The organism is Pseudarthrobacter sp. efr-133-R2A-89, assembly GCF_030209315.1.
GTDB lineage: Bacteria > Actinomycetota > Actinomycetes > Actinomycetales > Micrococcaceae > Arthrobacter.
In genome coordinates, this window is sequence record NZ_JARVSE010000005.1 from 240,104 (window position 1) to 256,816 (window position 16,713).

At 63.6% G+C, this 16,713-nt stretch carries 19 protein-coding genes and 1 pseudogene; 16 read left to right on the plus strand and 4 right to left on the minus strand.

Translation table 11 applies throughout. From position 1 onward, the window contains the following. Positions 1-42 precede the first annotated feature (42 nt). The 13 genes and pseudogenes from QRM95_RS10285 to QRM95_RS10345 form a co-directional block, all read left to right on the plus strand. The gene (locus QRM95_RS10285) at positions 43-918 is read left to right on the plus strand and encodes a VOC family protein (RefSeq protein ID WP_133830845.1); all 876 of its coding nucleotides are present in this window, start codon (positions 43-45) and stop codon (positions 916-918) included. 163 nt (positions 919-1,081) lie between these two features. Further along, positions 1,082-1,537 (plus strand): hypothetical protein, encoded by a 456-nt coding sequence (locus QRM95_RS10290; RefSeq protein WP_285247655.1) that lies wholly within the window; start codon positions 1,082-1,084, stop codon positions 1,535-1,537. A gap of 219 nt (positions 1,538-1,756) precedes the next feature. Continuing rightward, positions 1,757-2,179, plus strand: a complete 423-nt coding sequence (gene rpsP, locus QRM95_RS10295) for a 30S ribosomal protein S16 (protein ID WP_018760000.1) — start codon at positions 1,757-1,759, stop codon at positions 2,177-2,179. A 1-nt stretch (position 2,180) separates the two neighbouring features. Further along, complete coding sequence (locus QRM95_RS10300) at positions 2,181-2,423, plus strand: RNA-binding protein (RefSeq protein WP_018759999.1); 243 nt, start codon at positions 2,181-2,183, stop codon at positions 2,421-2,423. 119 nt (positions 2,424-2,542) lie between these two features. After that, the gene (gene rimM / locus QRM95_RS10305) at positions 2,543-3,088 is read left to right on the plus strand and encodes a ribosome maturation factor RimM (protein ID WP_285247656.1); all 546 of its coding nucleotides are present in this window, start codon (positions 2,543-2,545) and stop codon (positions 3,086-3,088) included. Beyond that, positions 3,089-3,901 carry a tRNA (guanosine(37)-N1)-methyltransferase TrmD gene (trmD, locus tag QRM95_RS10310; RefSeq protein ID WP_285247657.1) on the plus strand — a complete coding sequence of 271 codons (813 nt, stop codon included), beginning with the start codon at positions 3,089-3,091 and terminating at the stop codon, positions 3,899-3,901. It begins immediately after the preceding gene. A gap of 244 nt (positions 3,902-4,145) precedes the next feature. Further along, on the plus strand, positions 4,146-4,505 hold the full coding sequence (gene rplS, locus QRM95_RS10315; protein ID WP_018759996.1) for a 50S ribosomal protein L19: 360 nt from the start codon (positions 4,146-4,148) through the stop codon (positions 4,503-4,505). Positions 4,506-4,589: 84 nt separating this feature from the next. Further along, on the plus strand, positions 4,590-5,267 hold the full coding sequence (lepB, locus tag QRM95_RS10320; RefSeq protein ID WP_285247658.1) for a signal peptidase I: 678 nt from the start codon (positions 4,590-4,592) through the stop codon (positions 5,265-5,267). Continuing rightward, entirely contained in the window at positions 5,268-6,095 is an 828-nt protein-coding gene (lepB, locus tag QRM95_RS10325) for a signal peptidase I (protein WP_285247659.1), read from the plus strand. It begins immediately after the preceding gene. A 2-nt stretch (positions 6,096-6,097) separates the two neighbouring features. Beyond that, positions 6,098-6,886, plus strand: a complete 789-nt coding sequence (gene rnhB, locus QRM95_RS10330) for a ribonuclease HII (RefSeq protein WP_285247660.1) — start codon at positions 6,098-6,100, stop codon at positions 6,884-6,886. A 48-nt stretch (positions 6,887-6,934) separates the two neighbouring features. Further along, a complete protein-coding gene (locus tag QRM95_RS10335; protein ID WP_018759992.1) occupies positions 6,935-7,261 on the plus strand; it encodes a DUF2469 domain-containing protein in 327 nt (108 codons plus the stop codon). A gap of 102 nt (positions 7,262-7,363) precedes the next feature. Next, a complete protein-coding gene (locus QRM95_RS10340) occupies positions 7,364-7,720 on the plus strand; it encodes a YraN family protein (RefSeq protein ID WP_285247661.1) in 357 nt (118 codons plus the stop codon). Continuing rightward, positions 7,720-8,403: pseudogene (locus tag QRM95_RS10345) on the plus strand (magnesium chelatase domain-containing protein); the annotation flags it as partial. The gene QRM95_RS10340 and the pseudogene QRM95_RS10345, both read left to right, overlap by 1 nt. A 105-nt stretch (positions 8,404-8,508) precedes the next feature. Here the strand turns inward: QRM95_RS10345 and QRM95_RS10350 are convergent. From QRM95_RS10350 to QRM95_RS10365, 4 genes are all read right to left on the minus strand, one after another. After that, positions 8,509-9,063: an SDR family oxidoreductase gene (locus tag QRM95_RS10350; RefSeq protein ID WP_285247759.1), complete on the minus strand. Its 555-nt coding sequence runs from the start codon at positions 9,061-9,063 to the stop codon at positions 8,509-8,511. Positions 9,064-9,222: 159 nt separating this feature from the next. Continuing rightward, positions 9,223-10,713 carry a molybdopterin-dependent oxidoreductase gene (locus QRM95_RS10355; protein ID WP_285247662.1) on the minus strand — a complete coding sequence of 497 codons (1,491 nt, stop codon included), beginning with the start codon at positions 10,711-10,713 and terminating at the stop codon, positions 9,223-9,225. 521 nt (positions 10,714-11,234) lie between these two features. Beyond that, positions 11,235-11,525: a YrhK family protein gene (locus QRM95_RS10360; RefSeq protein ID WP_285247663.1), complete on the minus strand. Its 291-nt coding sequence runs from the start codon at positions 11,523-11,525 to the stop codon at positions 11,235-11,237. Positions 11,526-11,634: 109 nt separating this feature from the next. Beyond that, positions 11,635-13,023, minus strand: coding sequence for a sugar porter family MFS transporter (locus QRM95_RS10365; RefSeq protein WP_285247664.1), 1,389 nt, complete (start codon positions 13,021-13,023; stop codon positions 11,635-11,637). A gap of 430 nt (positions 13,024-13,453) precedes the next feature. Here QRM95_RS10365 and QRM95_RS21160 point away from each other — a divergent pair, with 430 nt between their 5' ends. Genes QRM95_RS21160 through QRM95_RS10380 form a run of 3 tightly spaced genes read left to right on the plus strand, consistent with a single transcriptional unit; the run spans position 13,454 to position 16,632 of the window. Beyond that, positions 13,454-15,172 (plus strand): glycoside hydrolase family 15 protein, encoded by a 1,719-nt coding sequence (locus tag QRM95_RS21160; RefSeq protein WP_502934958.1) that lies wholly within the window; start codon positions 13,454-13,456, stop codon positions 15,170-15,172. Between the two features lie 60 nt (positions 15,173-15,232). After that, positions 15,233-16,255 carry an SDR family oxidoreductase gene (locus tag QRM95_RS10375; RefSeq protein WP_285247666.1) on the plus strand — a complete coding sequence of 341 codons (1,023 nt, stop codon included), beginning with the start codon at positions 15,233-15,235 and terminating at the stop codon, positions 16,253-16,255. Then, entirely contained in the window at positions 16,255-16,632 is a 378-nt protein-coding gene (locus tag QRM95_RS10380) for a hypothetical protein (protein WP_285247667.1), read from the plus strand. The genes QRM95_RS10375 and QRM95_RS10380 overlap by 1 nt, the downstream gene beginning before the upstream one ends. Positions 16,633-16,713 lie beyond the last annotated feature (81 nt).

The following is a 16,713-nucleotide window of genomic DNA, read 5'->3' on the forward strand; positions in this document are numbered from 1 at the left end:
ACAGGCCGCCATCGGGACGGCCGCCAATCCAAGGAGCCTCCAATGACCGCATCAGCCAACAGCCAGGACCTGCTTCCTGCCGACCTCGCCATGGGCACGGTGATGCTCAAGGTGGGGGACATGAAGGTCATGACCGACTACTACCAGCGCGCACTGGGCCTGGAGGTGGTGGCCGAGCAGGACGGCGGACTGTACCTTGGCCGCCTTGGCCGCCCCCTGGTCCACCTGGCTCCGGCCCCCGGGCTGAACCTGCCCGGCAGGGGAGAGGCCGGACTCTTCCACACCGCGCTGCTGTTTGAAGACCAGGCCTCCCTCGCCGCCACCATCGCCACCGCGGCCCAATACGAGCCGATGTCCTTCACCGGCAGCGCCGACCACCTGGTCAGCGAAGCCTTCTACTTCACCGATCCGGAAGGCAACGGCATCGAACTGTATTGGGACCGGCCGCGCAGCAACTGGTCCTGGAACGGGACGGACGTGGTCATGGACAGCCTTGCCCTTCCCCCGCAGCGCTACCTGGAGCAGCACCTCACCGAGGAATCGCTCGAAGGCCAGCGCGTGACGGCCGCAGGCGTGGGGCACGTCCACCTCCAGGTGGGAGATGTCCAGACGGCGCGCGACTTCTACGTGGGCACCCTCGGTTTCGAAAAGACGGCGGGCTGGCACGGGCAGGCCTTGTTCGTTTCCGCCGGGCGGTACCACCACCACATGGCCATGAACGTCTGGAACAGCCGCGGGGCCGGCCCCCGCAAGGACACGCTTGGGCTGGGCGAAGTCCTCATCGAAGTTCCGTCAGGGGACGACGTCGGCGCCTTGGCTGACCGCCTCAAGGTCGCCGGAGTGACCGCGCACCACACCGGTGCCGAACTCCGGTTCGAGGATCCATGGCGCAACCGGCTGCGGGTGGCCGTCCGCTGAGCTGCGCTGCCGGCGGAGGCGGGCCAGTGCCGCGAACTGCCATCTGCGGCCCCGGCCCGGCGCGTGCGCCTGCCGGTGCCCAGCTACTAGGCTGATTCCGTACGGCCGGGACGCAGGCAGTGCCCGGCGCGCAGTTCCGCCAACGGAAGAAGGGCAAACAGCCATGGGCTTCACCGAGATCTTTGTTGCCACCCATGACGCCGCGCTCAAACGCGCCGGCCTCCTTGACGCAGGGAGCGCTCCCGCGGCAAACGTCGGTCCTGACAGCCATGCCGTGCGGATCGAGGGAGTCAGCGACTTCGAAATCGAACAGCTCGGCGACCTCGCCGGGACTGCTGTCCACGCCGGTGGTGCCGACTATGAGCTGACCATGGTGGACGTCGCCAGCGACTCCCTCCTCGCAGTTCCGCCTGCCATGGTCCGTGCTCTGGCCGACCTCCTGTCCTACGAGACCGAGGGCGAGGGCAACGTCCTCGAAGACGTCGCCGGGCAGTGGGCCGCCCAGGACGACGTGCCCTTCGGCGCGGCCCAGGCCCGGACCTACGTGGAGCAGCTCGCCAGGCTCGCGGCCGGGCTGGACGACGCCGAGCGGACCGGGCTGTACGTCTGGTCCGCCTGACCGGCGCCGCAGGGCGGATCCCGCGGCCGGCGCCGGCGCGAAGCGCGTCAACGCCGAGTCGAAATAAGTTCGCTGATCTGGCACAATAAACAGGTACTCGATCTGCGTGGCCCCTCTCTCCGCGTCCGGATCCTGTCCTTCGAACCCGCAAGTACGGCCCGCCCCACGGGTGCAGAACGCCGGGTTCACCCCTTTTCTGAAACAGGAGTGACCACAAAAGTGGCCGTAAAGATTCGCCTTAAGCGCTTCGGCAAGATGCGCGCCCCGTACTACCGCATCGTCGTCGCGGACTCACGCACCAAGCGTGACGGCCGCGCCATCGAGGAGATCGGCAAGTACCACCCCACCGAAGAGCCCTCGTTCATCGAGGTCAACTCCGAGCGTGCCCAGTACTGGCTGTCCGTCGGCGCCCAGCCGTCCGAGCAGGTTGCCGCCATCCTGAAGATCACCGGTGACTGGCAGAAGTTCAAGGGCCTCCCGGGCCAGGAAGGCACCCTCAAGACCAAGGTCGCGAAGGACGCTTTCGTAGCTCCCGAGAAGGGCTCGGTCATCATCCCGGAAGCCATCACCAAGAAGGCCTCCAAGTCTGACGCTGCCGAGGCCCCGGCCGACGCCGAAGCTGAGACCACCGAGGCTGAGTAGATTGCTGGCAGAAGCGCTGGAGCACCTGGTCCGTGGAATCGTTGATTCCCCGGACGACGTCAAGGTCAGTTCGAAGAACAACCGCCGCGGGGACACCCTCGAGGTGCGGGTTCACCAGGATGACCTCGGACGGGTGATTGGCCGCCAGGGCCGCACCGCACGCGCACTGCGCACCGTGGTGGCAGCACTGGCCGGCGGCGAACCGGTCAGGGTCGACGTCGTCGATACCGACCGCCGCCGCTGAGCGCTCGGCAACTTTCAGTTTTGGTCCGGCCCCTCCACCACCTGGTGGAGGGGCCGGACTGCTTTGATCAACACAGTGCTTTCACCCCACACCAACCACAACCCGGAACAGAGGAACAGATGCAGCTTCAGGTGGCGCGGATCGGCAAGCCGCACGGCATTCGCGGGGAAGTCACGGTCCAGGTGCTGACCGATGCCCCCGAGGACAGGTTTGTCCCCGGCACGGAGTTCGTCGTTGAACCTGCCGCGTCCGGCCCCTTGACGGTGGACAGTGCGCGCTGGAACAAGGACATCCTGCTGCTGGGCTTCGCGGAAGTGAAGGACCGCAACCAGGCCGAAACCCTCCGCGGCGCGAAGCTGTTCATCGAAACGGAAGAACTCGACGAGGATGACGACGAAGGCTGGTACGAGCACGAACTCGTCGGCCTCCAGGCGCGGGTCGGCTCACAGGTGGTGGGAAAGGTGACTGCCCTGGCCACCATGCCCGTCCAGGACCTGCTGACCGTGACCACCCCGGCCGGCGAAGAGATCTTGGTTCCCTTCGTGGAGCAGATCGTGCCCGAGGTCAACCTTGAGGAGGGCTTCGTCCTGCTCACCCCACCGGACGGCCTCTTCGAACTGAACGCCGGCGACGCCGCATCCCCGGAACCCGAAGGCCGGGATTAGATGCGAATCGACGTCGTCAGCATCTTCCCCGAATACCTTGCCCCGCTGGAGCTCTCGCTGATCGGCAAGGCCCGCCAGGACGGGATCCTGGACCTGCATGTCCACGACCTCCGCAGCTTCACCACGGACAAGCACCGTTCCGTGGACGACACTCCCTACGGCGGAGGTGCGGGGATGGTCATGAAGCCCGAACCGTGGGCGCAGGCCCTCGCAGCGGTGGCCGCCGGCCGTCCCGATCCGCAGCGCAAACCTGTCCTGATCGTTCCCTCTCCCGCCGGCGAGAGGTTCACGCAGGCCCTGGCCTATGAACTGGCCGAGGAAGAGCACCTTGCTTTCGCCTGCGGCCGCTACGAAGGTATCGACGAGCGCGTCATCGAGTGGGCGCAGGAGCACTTCACCGTCCGCCCCGTAAGCCTTGGCGACTACGTGCTCAACGGCGGGGAAGTCGCAGTCCTGGCCATGGTGGAGGCCATCGGCAGGCTGCTGCCTGGTGTGGTGGGCAACCCTGAGTCCTTGGTGGAGGAGTCCCACTCCGACGGCCTGCTGGAATATCCGGTCTACACCAAGCCGTCCGTGTGGCGGGACCGCGAGGTCCCCGCGGTCCTGCTCAGCGGAAACCACGGCAAAATCGCGCAGTGGCGCCGGCACGAGCAATACCGCAGGACGGCCGAACGCCGGCCGGACCTCCTGGAGGCGTTCGACGCCGGCAATCTTCCGCGTGCCGACCGCACCGAACTGCACAACCTGGGATACGACGTCGTTGCCGGAAGGTTGGCCCGCCGCCCGGATACCGCGCCGGCGGGGCAGGAATAGCTCCCGCGCCGGCCCCGAATTGGCGTAACCCCTCCGCTGTGGCAAAATTGGTCTTTGTGTCTGCTGGGTCCGCACCTGCCACAGGGGGTAGCGCGGCCAACAGCCGGACAACCGGCCCCGTCAACCATTGAAGCGGCCGGACCACTTTACTTCGGCGGCAACAATCCGGCCCGCTTTTCGGCGGCCGGACCTGCCTGCCGTGACCCAAAGTGAATGACCTGTGGCGTTCACCAGGAGTGCAATCATGCATATTCTCGATTCCCTCGATGCAGCTTCGCTGCGCAACGATGTTCCCGAATTCCGCGCGGGCGACACCCTCAAGGTCCACGTGAACATCATCGAAGGCAAGAACTCCCGTGTCCAGGTGTTCCAGGGTTTCGTCCTGGGCCGCCAGGGCGATGGCGTCCGCGAAACCTTCACCGTCCGCAAGGTTTCCTTCGGTGTCGGCGTGGAGCGTACCTTCCCGGTGCACTCCCCGATCATCGAAAAGATCGAGGTCGTTACCAAGGGTGACGTCCGTCGCGCCAAGCTTTACTACATGCGCGCACTGCGCGGTAAGGCTGCGAAGATCAAGGAAAAGCGCGACTTCGCCACCGGCAAGTAAGTTCCTTTCGGACTTGCCACTCGGCTGGGACGCGGCCGTAGCCGGCCAGCGCCGGAGCAATCCACCAGCGCCAGGATACGGACCATGCACCAGACAAAACGCCAGCCCCGCACCATGGGCTGGCGTTTTGTGTTCCTGGCCCTGGTCCTTGCCGTCACCATCAGCGGCGTGGTGCGCTCCTTCTGGGTCGATGTCTACTACATTCCCTCGGAGTCCATGGAGCCGCTGCTCCAAGGCGGCGACCGGATCCTGGTCTCGCGCACGGATTTCCAGTCAGACCCCATCAGGCGCGGGGACATCGTCGTCTTTGACGGACGCGGTACGTTCGCGCCCCTGAACAGCGGCAAGGGTCCGCTGATGGACGCGGCTGCCGGCATCACCCAGTGGCTGGGCCTTACCGGGAGCGACACCACCTACGTCAAGCGGGTCATAGGCCTCCCGGGCGATACCGTGGTCTGCTGTGACGCGGGCGGCAAAGTCACCGTGAACGGGGTGCCGCTGGATGAGCCGTACATCTTTCCCGGGGAGGTCCCCAGCACGCAGAAGTTCAACTCGGTGGTCCCCGAGGGCAGGCTGTGGCTGATGGGGGACCACCGGTCGGTGTCCGCCGATTCGCGCAGCCTGCTGGGAGCACCGGGTGGCGGCATGGTCCCGCTGGAGCGCGTGATCGGCCGGCCGGTCCAGATCCTGTGGCCCCTTGATAGATTTGCTCCAGTAGCACGGCCGCCAGTGGTGGGGCCGACAACACAGAACGGACGGTAAATGCCCGAGAACCCAGCGCGGAATCCTGAGCCGCGCCATGACGGCGCCGCAGGGAACCAGGCCGTTCCAACCCCCGCAGAGTCAGGCGACAGTGCCGATGTCGACGCTCCCTCCCACCGGAAGGGCGGCTCCGGCTCCAAAGCGGCCGGAAAGGCCGCGGGCAACCCATTGCTCGGGTGGCTCAAGGAGATTGCCACCGTCGTGGTCATCGCCGTTGTGCTGTCCTTCCTTATCAAGACGTTCCTCTTCCGGGCGTTCTTCATCCCGTCCGAGTCCATGGTGAACACCCTCGATGTGGACGACCGGATCTTCGTCAACCTCCTGGTCCCTGAGCCGTTTGCGCTCAGCCGCGGGGACGTGGTGGTGTTCCGCGACACCAAGGGCTGGCTGCCGCCCACAGCAGCAAAAACCCAGGGGCCGTTCACCTGGGTCCAGGACGGCCTGACGTTTGTCGGGCTTCTGCCCGACAATACGGACCAGCACCTGGTTAAGCGGGTCATCGGGCTGCCCGGCGACCACGTGGTGTGCTGCGACGCCGGCGGTAAACTGACCATCAACGGAACCGCCGTGGACGAGACCTACATCAACCCCGCCGAAGTCCCGCAGGTCCGAAACTTTGACGTTACCGTTCCGGAGGGCAAAGTGTGGGTGATGGGCGATAACCGCAACCATTCGGCGGATTCCCGCTCACACATGGACAATGACGGCGGCTTCATCGACCTCAAGGACCTTGAGGGCAAGGCAGCGGTCATCGCGTGGCCGCTGAACCGGATCAAGACCCTGGACAACTACCCGGACGTGTTCCGCAACGTCCCGGCGGCCCGCTGACCATGCCCTCTGCCACCCGCACCGTCCCCGCAGCAACACCGCGCAGAAGCGTGGGAGCCAAGCCGGCGCGCGGGACCAAGGCGCCCACTTTGCGGCACGAGCGTACCTTCAAGGCCCAAGGCGTGCGGCTCCTGGCCGGTGTTGACGAGGTGGGCCGCGGTGCGCTTGCCGGACCGGTCAGCGTGGGAATCGCCGTCGTGGACCTGGAGCGCCAAAAGCCGCTGGCGGGCGTGCGTGACAGCAAGCTCCTCAGCCCGGCCGAGCGCGAGCGGCTGGAACCGTTGGTGCGGCGCTGGAGCGTTGCTTCGGCGGTTGGCCATGCGACCGCCGCCGAGATCGATTCGCTCGGCATCATTGCAGCCCTGCGGCTGGCAGGAACCCGTGCCTGGGGGGCCGTCCTGGGCGCCGGAGTCATTCCGGAAGCGGTGCTGCTGGACGGAAGCCACAACTGGCTCTCCCCGGCAGAGCAGCTTTCCTTGTTCGACCAGCCGGTGGTGGAAGCCGCTTGTGAAGCGCCCGTCCACACCAAGGTCAAAGCGGACATGCAGTGCCTGAGTGTGGCCGCAGCGAGCGTCATCGCCAAAGTTGAGCGTGACCGGATCATGCGCGAACTGCACCTCGAGTACCCGGATTACGGCTGGGACATCAACAAGGGTTACGCCACCGCAGCCCACCGTGACGTCCTGCGCGCAGCCGGACCCACTCCCTACCACCGGGTCAGTTGGCGGCTGCTCGGCGGCGAGCTGCAGGGCATCGAATCCCCCGACCAAGAAGCGCAGGACCAAGCCTGAGTCCTGCCGCCGGCGCCGGCGCCGCCGGACATGGTGCAAGATGGAAGCATGAGTGCCGAGGATCTTGAGAACTATGAAACCGACATGGAGCTTCAGCTCTACCGTGAATACCGCGACGTCGTCGGCCTGTTCACCTACGTTGTCGAGACCGAGCGGCGTTTCTACCTCGCCAACCACGTGGACCTGCAGGCCCGCAGCGCCGACGGCGAGGTCTACTTCGACCTGACCCTCCAGGACGCCTGGGTCTGGGACGTTTACCGCTCGGCCCGCTTCGTCAAGAGCGTCAGGGTCCTGACCTTCAAGGACGTCAACGTCGAGGAACTGCCGCGCAACGAGGAGCTGGCCCTGCCCAAGGACGTGGACCTGGGCAACTAGTAGCGCTCCGACTTTCCCTCCACAGGCAGGCCCTGTCCACATACGGCAGGGCCTTTCTGTGCCCCGCGGCGGTTGACCTCCAAGCTGGTTCCGGAGGTAGACATGAAATCGAAGGACCTGCTGGGCCGGCGCGGGGAAGACCTCGCCACCGGGTATCTGGAAACGCTGGGCATGCTGGTGGTGGAGCGAAACTGGCGGTGCGCCGAGGGCGAGATCGACATCGTGGCCCTTGACGGTGACGCGCTGGTCATCGCTGAAGTAAAGACACGCCGCTCCCTGGACTTTGGCCATCCCTTTGAAGCTGTGGGGCCGGAGAAGCTGGCACGCCTGCACCGGCTCGGCGCCGCCTGGTGCCGCGACCGGGAATTGCGGATGCCCCTGCGCCGCGTGGACGTTGTCGCCGTGGTGGACGACGGCGGCGGCCACCCTGTAGTGGAACACCTCAAGGGGGTGGGGTGATGGCCCTGGGGCGGACTTACTCGATCGCCCTGGTAGGCCTGAACGGCTACGTGGTCGAAGTCGAGGCCGACATCGGCCAGACGCTGCCGGCATTCGTCATTCTCGGGCTTCCGGACGCGGCCCTCAACGAGGCCAAGGAAAGGATCCGTTCCGCCGCGAAGAACTCCGGCATCCCGCTCAGCCGCCGGAAGATCACCGCCAACCTCATTCCGGCGTCGCTGCCTAAACGTGGTTCGGGTTTCGACCTCGCGGTCACCATGGCCGTGCTGAGGGCATCGAACGACGTCAAAGCCACCGGACGTACCGTCTTCATTGCCGAGCTCGGCCTCGACGGACGGTTGCGGCCGGTCCGGGGAATCCTGCCTGCCGTGATGGCCGCGGTACAAGCCGGCTATCCGGACGTCGTCGTGGCGCAGGCAAACCTTGCCGAGGCTTCGCTAGTGCCCGGCGCAAGTGTCCGCGGCTACCGCACGCTGGCCCGGCTGGCCCTGGACTTCGGGGCGGATCCGCAGGAGCTCGCCCTGGACTTCGAACCGGACGACGCCGACGATGTTGACGATGGACACCCGGCGGCCGGCCCGTGTCCGGACATGGCCGATGTTGCCGGCCAGGCCGAGGCGCGCCAGGCGTTGGAAGTGGCTGCCGCAGGGGCACACCACCTGCTCCTCACGGGGCCGCCGGGGCTCCACCTTTAAGTGAGCTGGTGGTGGATGCCTCGAGGATGAGGAGAACCTCGCCCCAGAGTCGTGCTCAATATGGCAGGATTTCTGTGCGATTTTTTACTGTGCTCAGCCGAGTTGGTCGGCGGGGCGGCGCAGGACCTCGTTGATCGCCAGGTGCCGGGGCCGGGCGAGGACGAAGGCGATGATCTCGGCAACCTCTTCGGGCTTGACGGTGGCCTGGTCGTAGCCTTTCTGGACGGTCTCGCGGGTGGCCACGTGTGTGATGTGGGTCGGCAATTCCGTGTCGCCACCGCCGGGCTCGATGAGGGTGACGCGGACGCCGGGCAGGAGCTCCTGGCGCAGGGACTCCGACCATCCGTTCATGCCCCACTTGGAGGCGGCGTAGACGCCGTTCCCGGCGCGGGCCGTGCGGCCGGCGACAGAGGAGATATTGATCAAATCTCCGGCACTGCCGTCCCTGAGCTGCTCGAGGAAGACCTCGGTGGCGGTGATGGCGCCGAGGAGGTTGGCCTCGATCATGGCCCTGTAGTCCTGGTGCTGCTCAGGGCTGAATGGGCCGAGGAGCATGATGCCGGCGCTATTGACGAGGACGTCGGCACTGTCCCATAGTGGTTGAGCGCTGCGCCATGTAAGACATGGTCCGGAATCGTCGTGGTCCAGTCCACGCCTACCTCATGCCTTGATCGGCGGAAGACATCTACGATACGAAGTATCGGTGTTGGGGGAAAGATCCATTTGAGGGCGTCCTCGTTGCCCGGTGAAAGAGGGTTCCGGGCGGTCTGGGATACAGGTGCGGGACAGCATGCTTCGCTGATCGTGTCAGATCCCTGCGGCGTTGGCGTAAAACTGTTGGTCTTCGCGCCAGCCGCCCATGCCCATTCCGATGTCCTTGACGTCGGTGACGAATTCGATGCCCTGGACCCATTTGATCATTTTGTATCCGAGTTGGGTCTCAAGCCTGAGGCGCAGTGGTGCTCCGTGTTCGATGGGCAGTGGTGCGCCGTTCATTTCCAGGGCCAGGAGGGCTTGAGGCTGCCACGCGAGGTAGATCGGGATGGATGTGTAGTAGAAACCGTACCGCCCGTCTCCTTCGGTCAAGCCTTTGTCGTCCATGCCGTAGAAAACCACGTGCTTGGCGTCGGGCTGGGGTTGCACCTGTCGCATGATGTCGGACAGCGGAATTCCTGCCCATTCGGCAATGGCGGTCCAGCCCTGGATGCAGTTGTGCTTGGTGATCTGCCGTTGTTCGCCGAGCTCACGCAATTCCGGCAGCGAGAACGTCATTGGTTCTGCAACGAGGCCGCCGACGGTCAGGCGGTAGTCACGGAAGCCGTTCGCTGCCATCTGCTCGTAGGCTTTGCTGGGCGGCGGGTAACCGTTGACACGGAAAAAGGGAGAAATATCGCTTCGGGAGAAACGCTGACGCGAAATGCTGGCCCGGGATATGACCCGCTCAAATGGATTCACCAACCGGCCCAGAAGCCGTTGGGTACGGCGACGGTAACGCAGGGAGAACCAGGTGATAACCACATGGAAAATTGCGATCGCCAGGAGCCCTGCCAGGCCGATGCCCGTGGCAAGCCGGCGGTCCCCGTTGGGATTCCCGAGAACGATGGCAGCGAATTCCTGCGGAAGGCCATGGATGATGACCAAAAACACGTGTACGACGGTGAACGCCGCGAACGCACACATGATCAGGAAGTGCAGGCTGCGCGCTCCTTGTTTCCCGCCGAACAGCTTCCCGTAGCGGGGGAAGCGGGCAAGCACTGAAGGTGACATAGCTGCGCCGGTCAGAATCTGTAGCGGTGCCATCAGGAAGATCACTACGAAGTAGGCCAGTTTTTGTGCCGGTTCGAAGGGTTCGCCGGGGATCTTGGCCGGCAACTCGAATTGCAGATAGGTGCCGACTGCCTTCAGCGAATCGGGGATGATCGACCAATGGGTGGGAACAATGTACTGCCAATAGCCCGTAACAAACATGGTGACGACATACACGATGCCAGTGAGTATCCAGAACTGGACGGTCATGAAGTGCCAGTGGCGGCCCAGGCCGAGGTTTTTTCTGCCCGGAAGGGCAACCACCGGAGACCAGGACTCCTCCTCGTCAAGAGACGACCATGGTTTACGCGAGTCGGCCCCGAAATTCTTCTTCGACAACCGGAGCCATTGACGTCCTGGCGGGCAGTCATCATGCCAGTACAACTTCGGGAAGGCTGAGAGTACCTCTATGCCGGACCGGAAGAGCATCAGCATCAGGGCAAGGTTCAGAAAATGGGTTACCACCACCCACACGGGAAAAAACTCAGGCATACGTCCTCCTCATTACCCGGCGATGACGATTGGACGCCTCGCCGCGACAAATAAACGTGTGGCACTTGGCCGCCTCCGCTCTACTGGCGGAAAAGAACGACTCGGCTCAGACTGGTGGGTATGGCCCGTTACGGCACCGACACCGTCCAACAAGAACTCGCTCACCTGCGCGCCGCACTTCTAAGGGGGCGTGGCCCCGGCGCCCCTTCCAGCGAAATTAGCCGGCACACGAGGGACCGCCAGTGGCTCGGGAAACTCCCAACCCCGGTAGCGTTGGAATCTGTGGCGGATCAAGCACAGCGTGCCCGAACCGAGGCGGCGTTCCGTTCATCCGGCAGCCCGCCAGGTTGGGGCGGACTTTCCATGGTTATTGCTGTGGCTGGCGGTGTGGCGCTTCTAGCGAACTGGTTGCTCCGAAAAATACGCGGTGTCAGGTGGCCCGGGCCCGGGGAGGCGCAGTAGGTGTCCAGCTTGAGACGCTGCACAAAAAAGCGGTGGTGACGCCAGCACGAGATGGCCCTTCACCCGTGGCTTTTTTCTTTTTGGGCCAGTGTGTCGATCTTGTCCAGCTTGAGGTAGCGGAATTGCCGGATGAGGCGCAGCGTCGGCTTAAGGGCGAAACAGGTGGATCCGATGAGGAAGCTCCATAGCGCCGGGGTCGTTGCTTCGGGAGAAAAGAACAGGACGCTTCCGATAATGAAAAGGCCCGCAGCGGAGAAATCGACCACAGTGTAGATGAACTCGATAGTGGCATACAACCGTTCGTGTGCCGAGGATCTCTGGCTACCCCGGGGGTCGAACAAGTGATCCATTTCCGTCCTCTTTCTGCTGCTATTTCGGCATCGGCTGGTGGGGGAAAACAGGGGCGAGTCCGCCATAAAACAACACAAGTCCCGGCAAACGCTGTCGAGGGAGCGGGGGCTAGTCTCTGCTGGTGTTCTTCGCGAGCAGGTCGGACTGGATGTTCTCAAGAGAACGGTCTTTCGTCTCGGGGACCTTCTTCAGGAAGAACAGGAACGCCAGGATGCCAAGGCCGGCATAGAGGTAGAACGTGCCCTGGCGGGTGATAATCTGTCCCAGGCTCAGGAACGTGGCGGCAACCAGGAAGTTGGCGCCCCAATTCACGAGAGTGGCCACGGACATGGCCTTGCTGCGGATCCCCGTAGGGTAAATCTCGGAGATCATCAACCAAAAGACCGGGCCCAGGCCAATCGCGAAAGAAGCGATGTAAAGCAGCAGACCCACCAGCGCAAGATAGCTTGCGTGCTGTTGGAGGGCGCCGGAGCTGAAGTAGACGGCAAGCAATACCAAGGACAGCGTAAGCCCCACTGTCCCGGTGAGCAGCAGTTTGCGGCGGCCCAGCCGGTCGATCAGAAGTACTGCGATTACAGTGAATATCAGGTTGGTCAGCCCGACGAACAGGGTCTGAGTGATGGAGGTGCTCTTGGTCAGGCCGGTGTCGGAGAGGATTGTCGGGGCGTAGTAGATAACCGTGTTGATACCCACGAACTGCTGGAAAACGGCCAAACCTAAACCGATCCACAGCAGCGGACGTATTTCGCGCCTAAGCAGGTCCCGGACCTTCGCGGCGGATTCAGCGTCGTTGGCCTCTTTTATGTCTTGGATTTCCTGTTCCACCTGCGCGCCCTTAACGCCCTCGCGCAAACGCTCCAGCACCTTGTGCGCCTCCCCGCTGCGGCCCTGCTGCACGAGCCAGCGAGGGGTGTGTGGGACGGTCAGCATACCGATGGCCAGGACCGCGCCGGGGATGACACCGAAGCCGAGCATCCAGCGCCAATTGTTAGTGAAGCCCTGGAACAGGAAGTTCACTATATAGGCCAGCAGGATTCCGGCGGTGACCGCGAGTTGGTTAAAGGACACCAGCCCGCCCCGGACGCGTGGCGGACTTACCTCGGAAATGTATAACGGGGCCACAAAGGAGGCTGTGCCAACTGATACCCCCAGCAGGAACCTGAAGCCGATCAGCATGGGAACGCTCATCGAAAGGGCACATCCCAAAGCGCCGACGACATAAATGGAACCGGAAATGACCTTCGTCCATTTCCGGCTGATTTTGTCCGCGAGATACCCCGAGATCAGGGCACCAAGCATCGCACCAAGCAACAGGGAGGACACGATCCATTCCTGGGCGGTCGCACTCGCATTCAGATCACTCTTGATGAACAGCAGCGCACCGGAAATTACGCCGGTGTCGTAACCGAACAGCAAACCACCTACCGCCGCGATAACCGAGGCACGCAACAGCAAGCCGTTGCCGCTCCGGCGCATCTCGCCTACAAACCCAGCCATCGCCAGCACCTCCCTGTAATCTTGTCTTTCCCTCTTGACGTCTGATCAATGGAAAGTGAGCATTGCTGGGGCGTTCCCGACGGGTAGGTCCGCCTGCAGTGCAGCGCATTTCCCGATTCTGACTCTTCCAGGTTCCTGCCGGGACGGTAACAGGAAACCCACATGTAATTGCCTACAACATACCATTGCGGTTGCGCAATGAAAAGGATGCTTCTGACCCTTTCGGCGATATTGGTGGTACCGGACCCTGTCTGACTGCTGAAGGTAAAAGAATCGCAAGAAGAGCTGCGACTGAACGCAGGAGATCGGAGTATTCCAGCAGCCAGGGTTTCGGGATATCTATTGCGGTCCAGCAACTATTGTCTCTATGCTCGTTCGTATGGCTGACGCGTCAACCGACTTCCCCCCGCATGTCTTACGCGAGTATGCGATGGTTGCTGACGGTGCCCGGGCGGCGTTGATAGGTCCCCGCGGAGATGTGGTGTGGATGTGTGCCCCACGCTGGCATGATGATGCCACCTTCTCGGGCCTGCTGGGTGGGCCTGGGACTTTCGCTGTAAGTCCGACTGATTCCCGGTATGTGTGGGGCGGACAGTACGAGGACGGCACCCTGATTTGGGTGAGCAGGTGGGTAACCGGGACAGGGATTATAGAGTGCCGCGAAGCGCTGGCATATCCAGGTGATCCTGCCCGTGCCGTACTGCTCCGGCGGATTTCTGCTGCCCTGGGCCCCGCGTCCGTTCGGATGATTCTGGACGCACGGGCGAACTTCGGCAAGCACAAAATGACCAGACTTTCCTGTCAAGGCGGTGTCTGGACCGGGCGTTCGGGGAACCTGAGGGTACGTCTGGTAGGTGCGGCGGGGGCCAAGGCCGCGAACGACGGTCTTGAAGCTGTTTTTGACCTGGCGGAAGGCGAATACCACGATCTGGTGCTTGAAATCTCCGACCAGCAATTGCCCGGAGAGCCGGCGGAACCGGGCCCTACTTGGAGTGCCACAGAGAATGCCTGGCATTCGGTGGTCCCGCGGTTCGATAACACAATATCCGCCGATGACTGCCGGCAGTCATATGCTGTTCTCCGCGGAATGACAGGGGTGGGGGGAGCCATGGTGGCGGCGTCCACCATGGGCTTGCCGGAGCGGGCGGAGCAGAAGAGGAATTACGACTACCGCTATGCGTGGATCCGGGACCAGTGCTATGTCGGCCAGGCAGTCGCGGCCTGCAAGATGTTTCCGCTGCTGGACGACGCGGTGGGTTTTGTTGCCTCCAGACTGCTCGCGGACGGACCGGACATGCGGCCGGCTTACACCACCGAGGGCGGCCAGGTCCCGGATGAATGGGACGTTGGGCTGCCAGGATACCCCGGTGGCGCGGGCCGGGCCGGGAACTGGGTCAATAAGCAGTTTCAGTTGGACGCCTTCGGGGAGTCGCTGCTGCTGTTCGCCGCCGCCGCCGAGAACGACCGGCTGAACCTAGAGCACTGGAAGGCGGCAGAGATTTGCGCAGATGCCATTATGGGGCGGTGGCAGGAACCCGATGCGGGCATGTGGGAACTGGACAACCGCCGGTGGGCCCACTCCCGCCTCATTTGTGCTGCCGGTCTGCGGGCCATTGGGCGCAACGCCCCATCGCAACAGGGTGCGAAGTGGACCTCACAGGCTGACAGGTTGATCACGGACGTGGCCAGCGACTGCCTGCACCCCAGCGGGCGGTGGCAACGCGCACCGGATGATGACCGCGTGGACGCCTCCCTGCTTCTTCCGGTGATCCGTGGTGCCCTTCCGCCGGATGACCCCCGGTCCGTGGCCACCCTTAAAACAGTGCAGGACAACTTGGCCCGGGACAGGTACTTGTACCGCTTCCGCCAGGATGGACGGGCCCTGGCCAAGTCCGAGGGCGCTTTCCTGCTCTGTGGTTTTGACATGGCCATGGCCCTGCATCAGAGCGGAGAGACCACCGAAGCGATCCGCTGGTTCGAAAGAAACCGGGCCGCCTGTGGTTCCCCCGGCCTCTTCACGGAGGAGTACGACGTCGAGCAGCGCCAACTTCGTGGCAACTTCCCGCAGGCCTTTGTGCACGCGGCCATGCTCGAAACCTCGCGTCGGCTCGCGGATCCTCCGCCCCCGTGGCGAGGCCTGGGTTCCTGACCGCGATCACCACCAACCACATGTTCGGGGAAGTAACCAAGACACGACGAGGAGCATTGCATGAACACCTTTAAAGGCAAGACAGTGGTCGTTACGGGCGCGAGCGGCGGCATCGGTCGGGCTACGGCGATCGGCTTCGGTCAGCAAGGAGCCTCCATCGCTCTGCTGGCACGGGGAGAAGCAGGGCTGGCTGGTGCAGCAAAGGAAGTGGAGGCTGCTGGGGGACGGGCACTGACGATCACGGTGGACACCTCCGATCACGAGGCCCTCGACGCGGCAGCCACCGAAGTTGAGCGGGAACTCGGTCCAATCGACATCTGGGTTAACGTCGCTTTCACTTCCGTCTTCGCGCCCTTTATGGAGATTGAACCCGAGGAGTACAAGCGCGTCACCGAGGTCAGCTATCTCGGGTATGTCTACGGAACAATGATTGCTCTGGATCGGATGAAGAAGCGGGGGCAGGGCACTATTGTCCAGGTGGGCTCGGCACTTGCCTATCGGGGAATCCCGCTCCAGTCAGCCTACTGCGGTGCAAAGCACGCCATCCAGGGCTTCAATGAATCCCTTCGATGCGAACTGCTGCACGATCGAATCCCGATCAGGACAACGATGGTTCAGATGCCGGCTGTCAACACCCCACAGTTCAGCTGGGTGCTTTCCCGTCTGCCGAAAAAAGCCCAGCCGGTGCCGCCGATCTACCAGCCCGAAGTTGCAGCGCGAGGCGTCCTTTACGCCGCCGCCCACCCGCAGCGCCGGGAGTACTGGGTGGGAGGAAGCACCATGGGCACCCTCGTGGCCAATGCCGTCGCCCCCGGGCTGCTCGACAGGTACCTTGCCCGGACAGGATTCAAATCCCAGCAAATGCCGCAACCGCGCGACCCCGAACAGCCAGCCAACCTCTGGAAACCGGCCGACGAAAAGCGGGACTTCGGCACCCATGGCGCATTCGATGCCCGCTCAGCAGGCCGAAGCGTCCAATTGTGGGCATCCCATCACCACGGTGCCCTTCTCGCGGTGAGCGGAGCAGCGGCAGCGTGCTTGTTGACGTGCTTCCCTATGGTGCTGGGAAAGAGGCATCGGTGATGAGGGCGCTGGAGGCGTCCCGCGCTGTCTTTGGCGTATGCCAGGTGGTGTTCCCGGCGCCGATTTACCGTGTTGCGGTAGGCCAGCAACCGGATTCGCGTGTCCGGGCAGTGATGCGGATTCTGGGTGCCAGACACCTCATTCAAGCCGTAGCCGTCGGGGCAGTTCCGACCTCAACCGCCCTCCATCTGGGTGCCGGCGTGGTGGACTCACTGCATTCCGTCAGCATGATTGCCCTGGCCATCGCGGACCGGCGGCGCCGCAGGCCAGCCGCCCTGGACGCGGTGATCGCCGGGTTGTTCGCAGGCATGGAATTCGTGGTCGCCGGACGGCGCAAAAGAGGCTCTCCCGCCCCGGAGCGACGTTGGCGCGGATGATGCGGTGCTGATTGGGTCACGTGGGATCAGCACCAGGTTTGCGTTGTAGGGAAAGTTTTGTGGAATAAAGAGAGAAGCAGC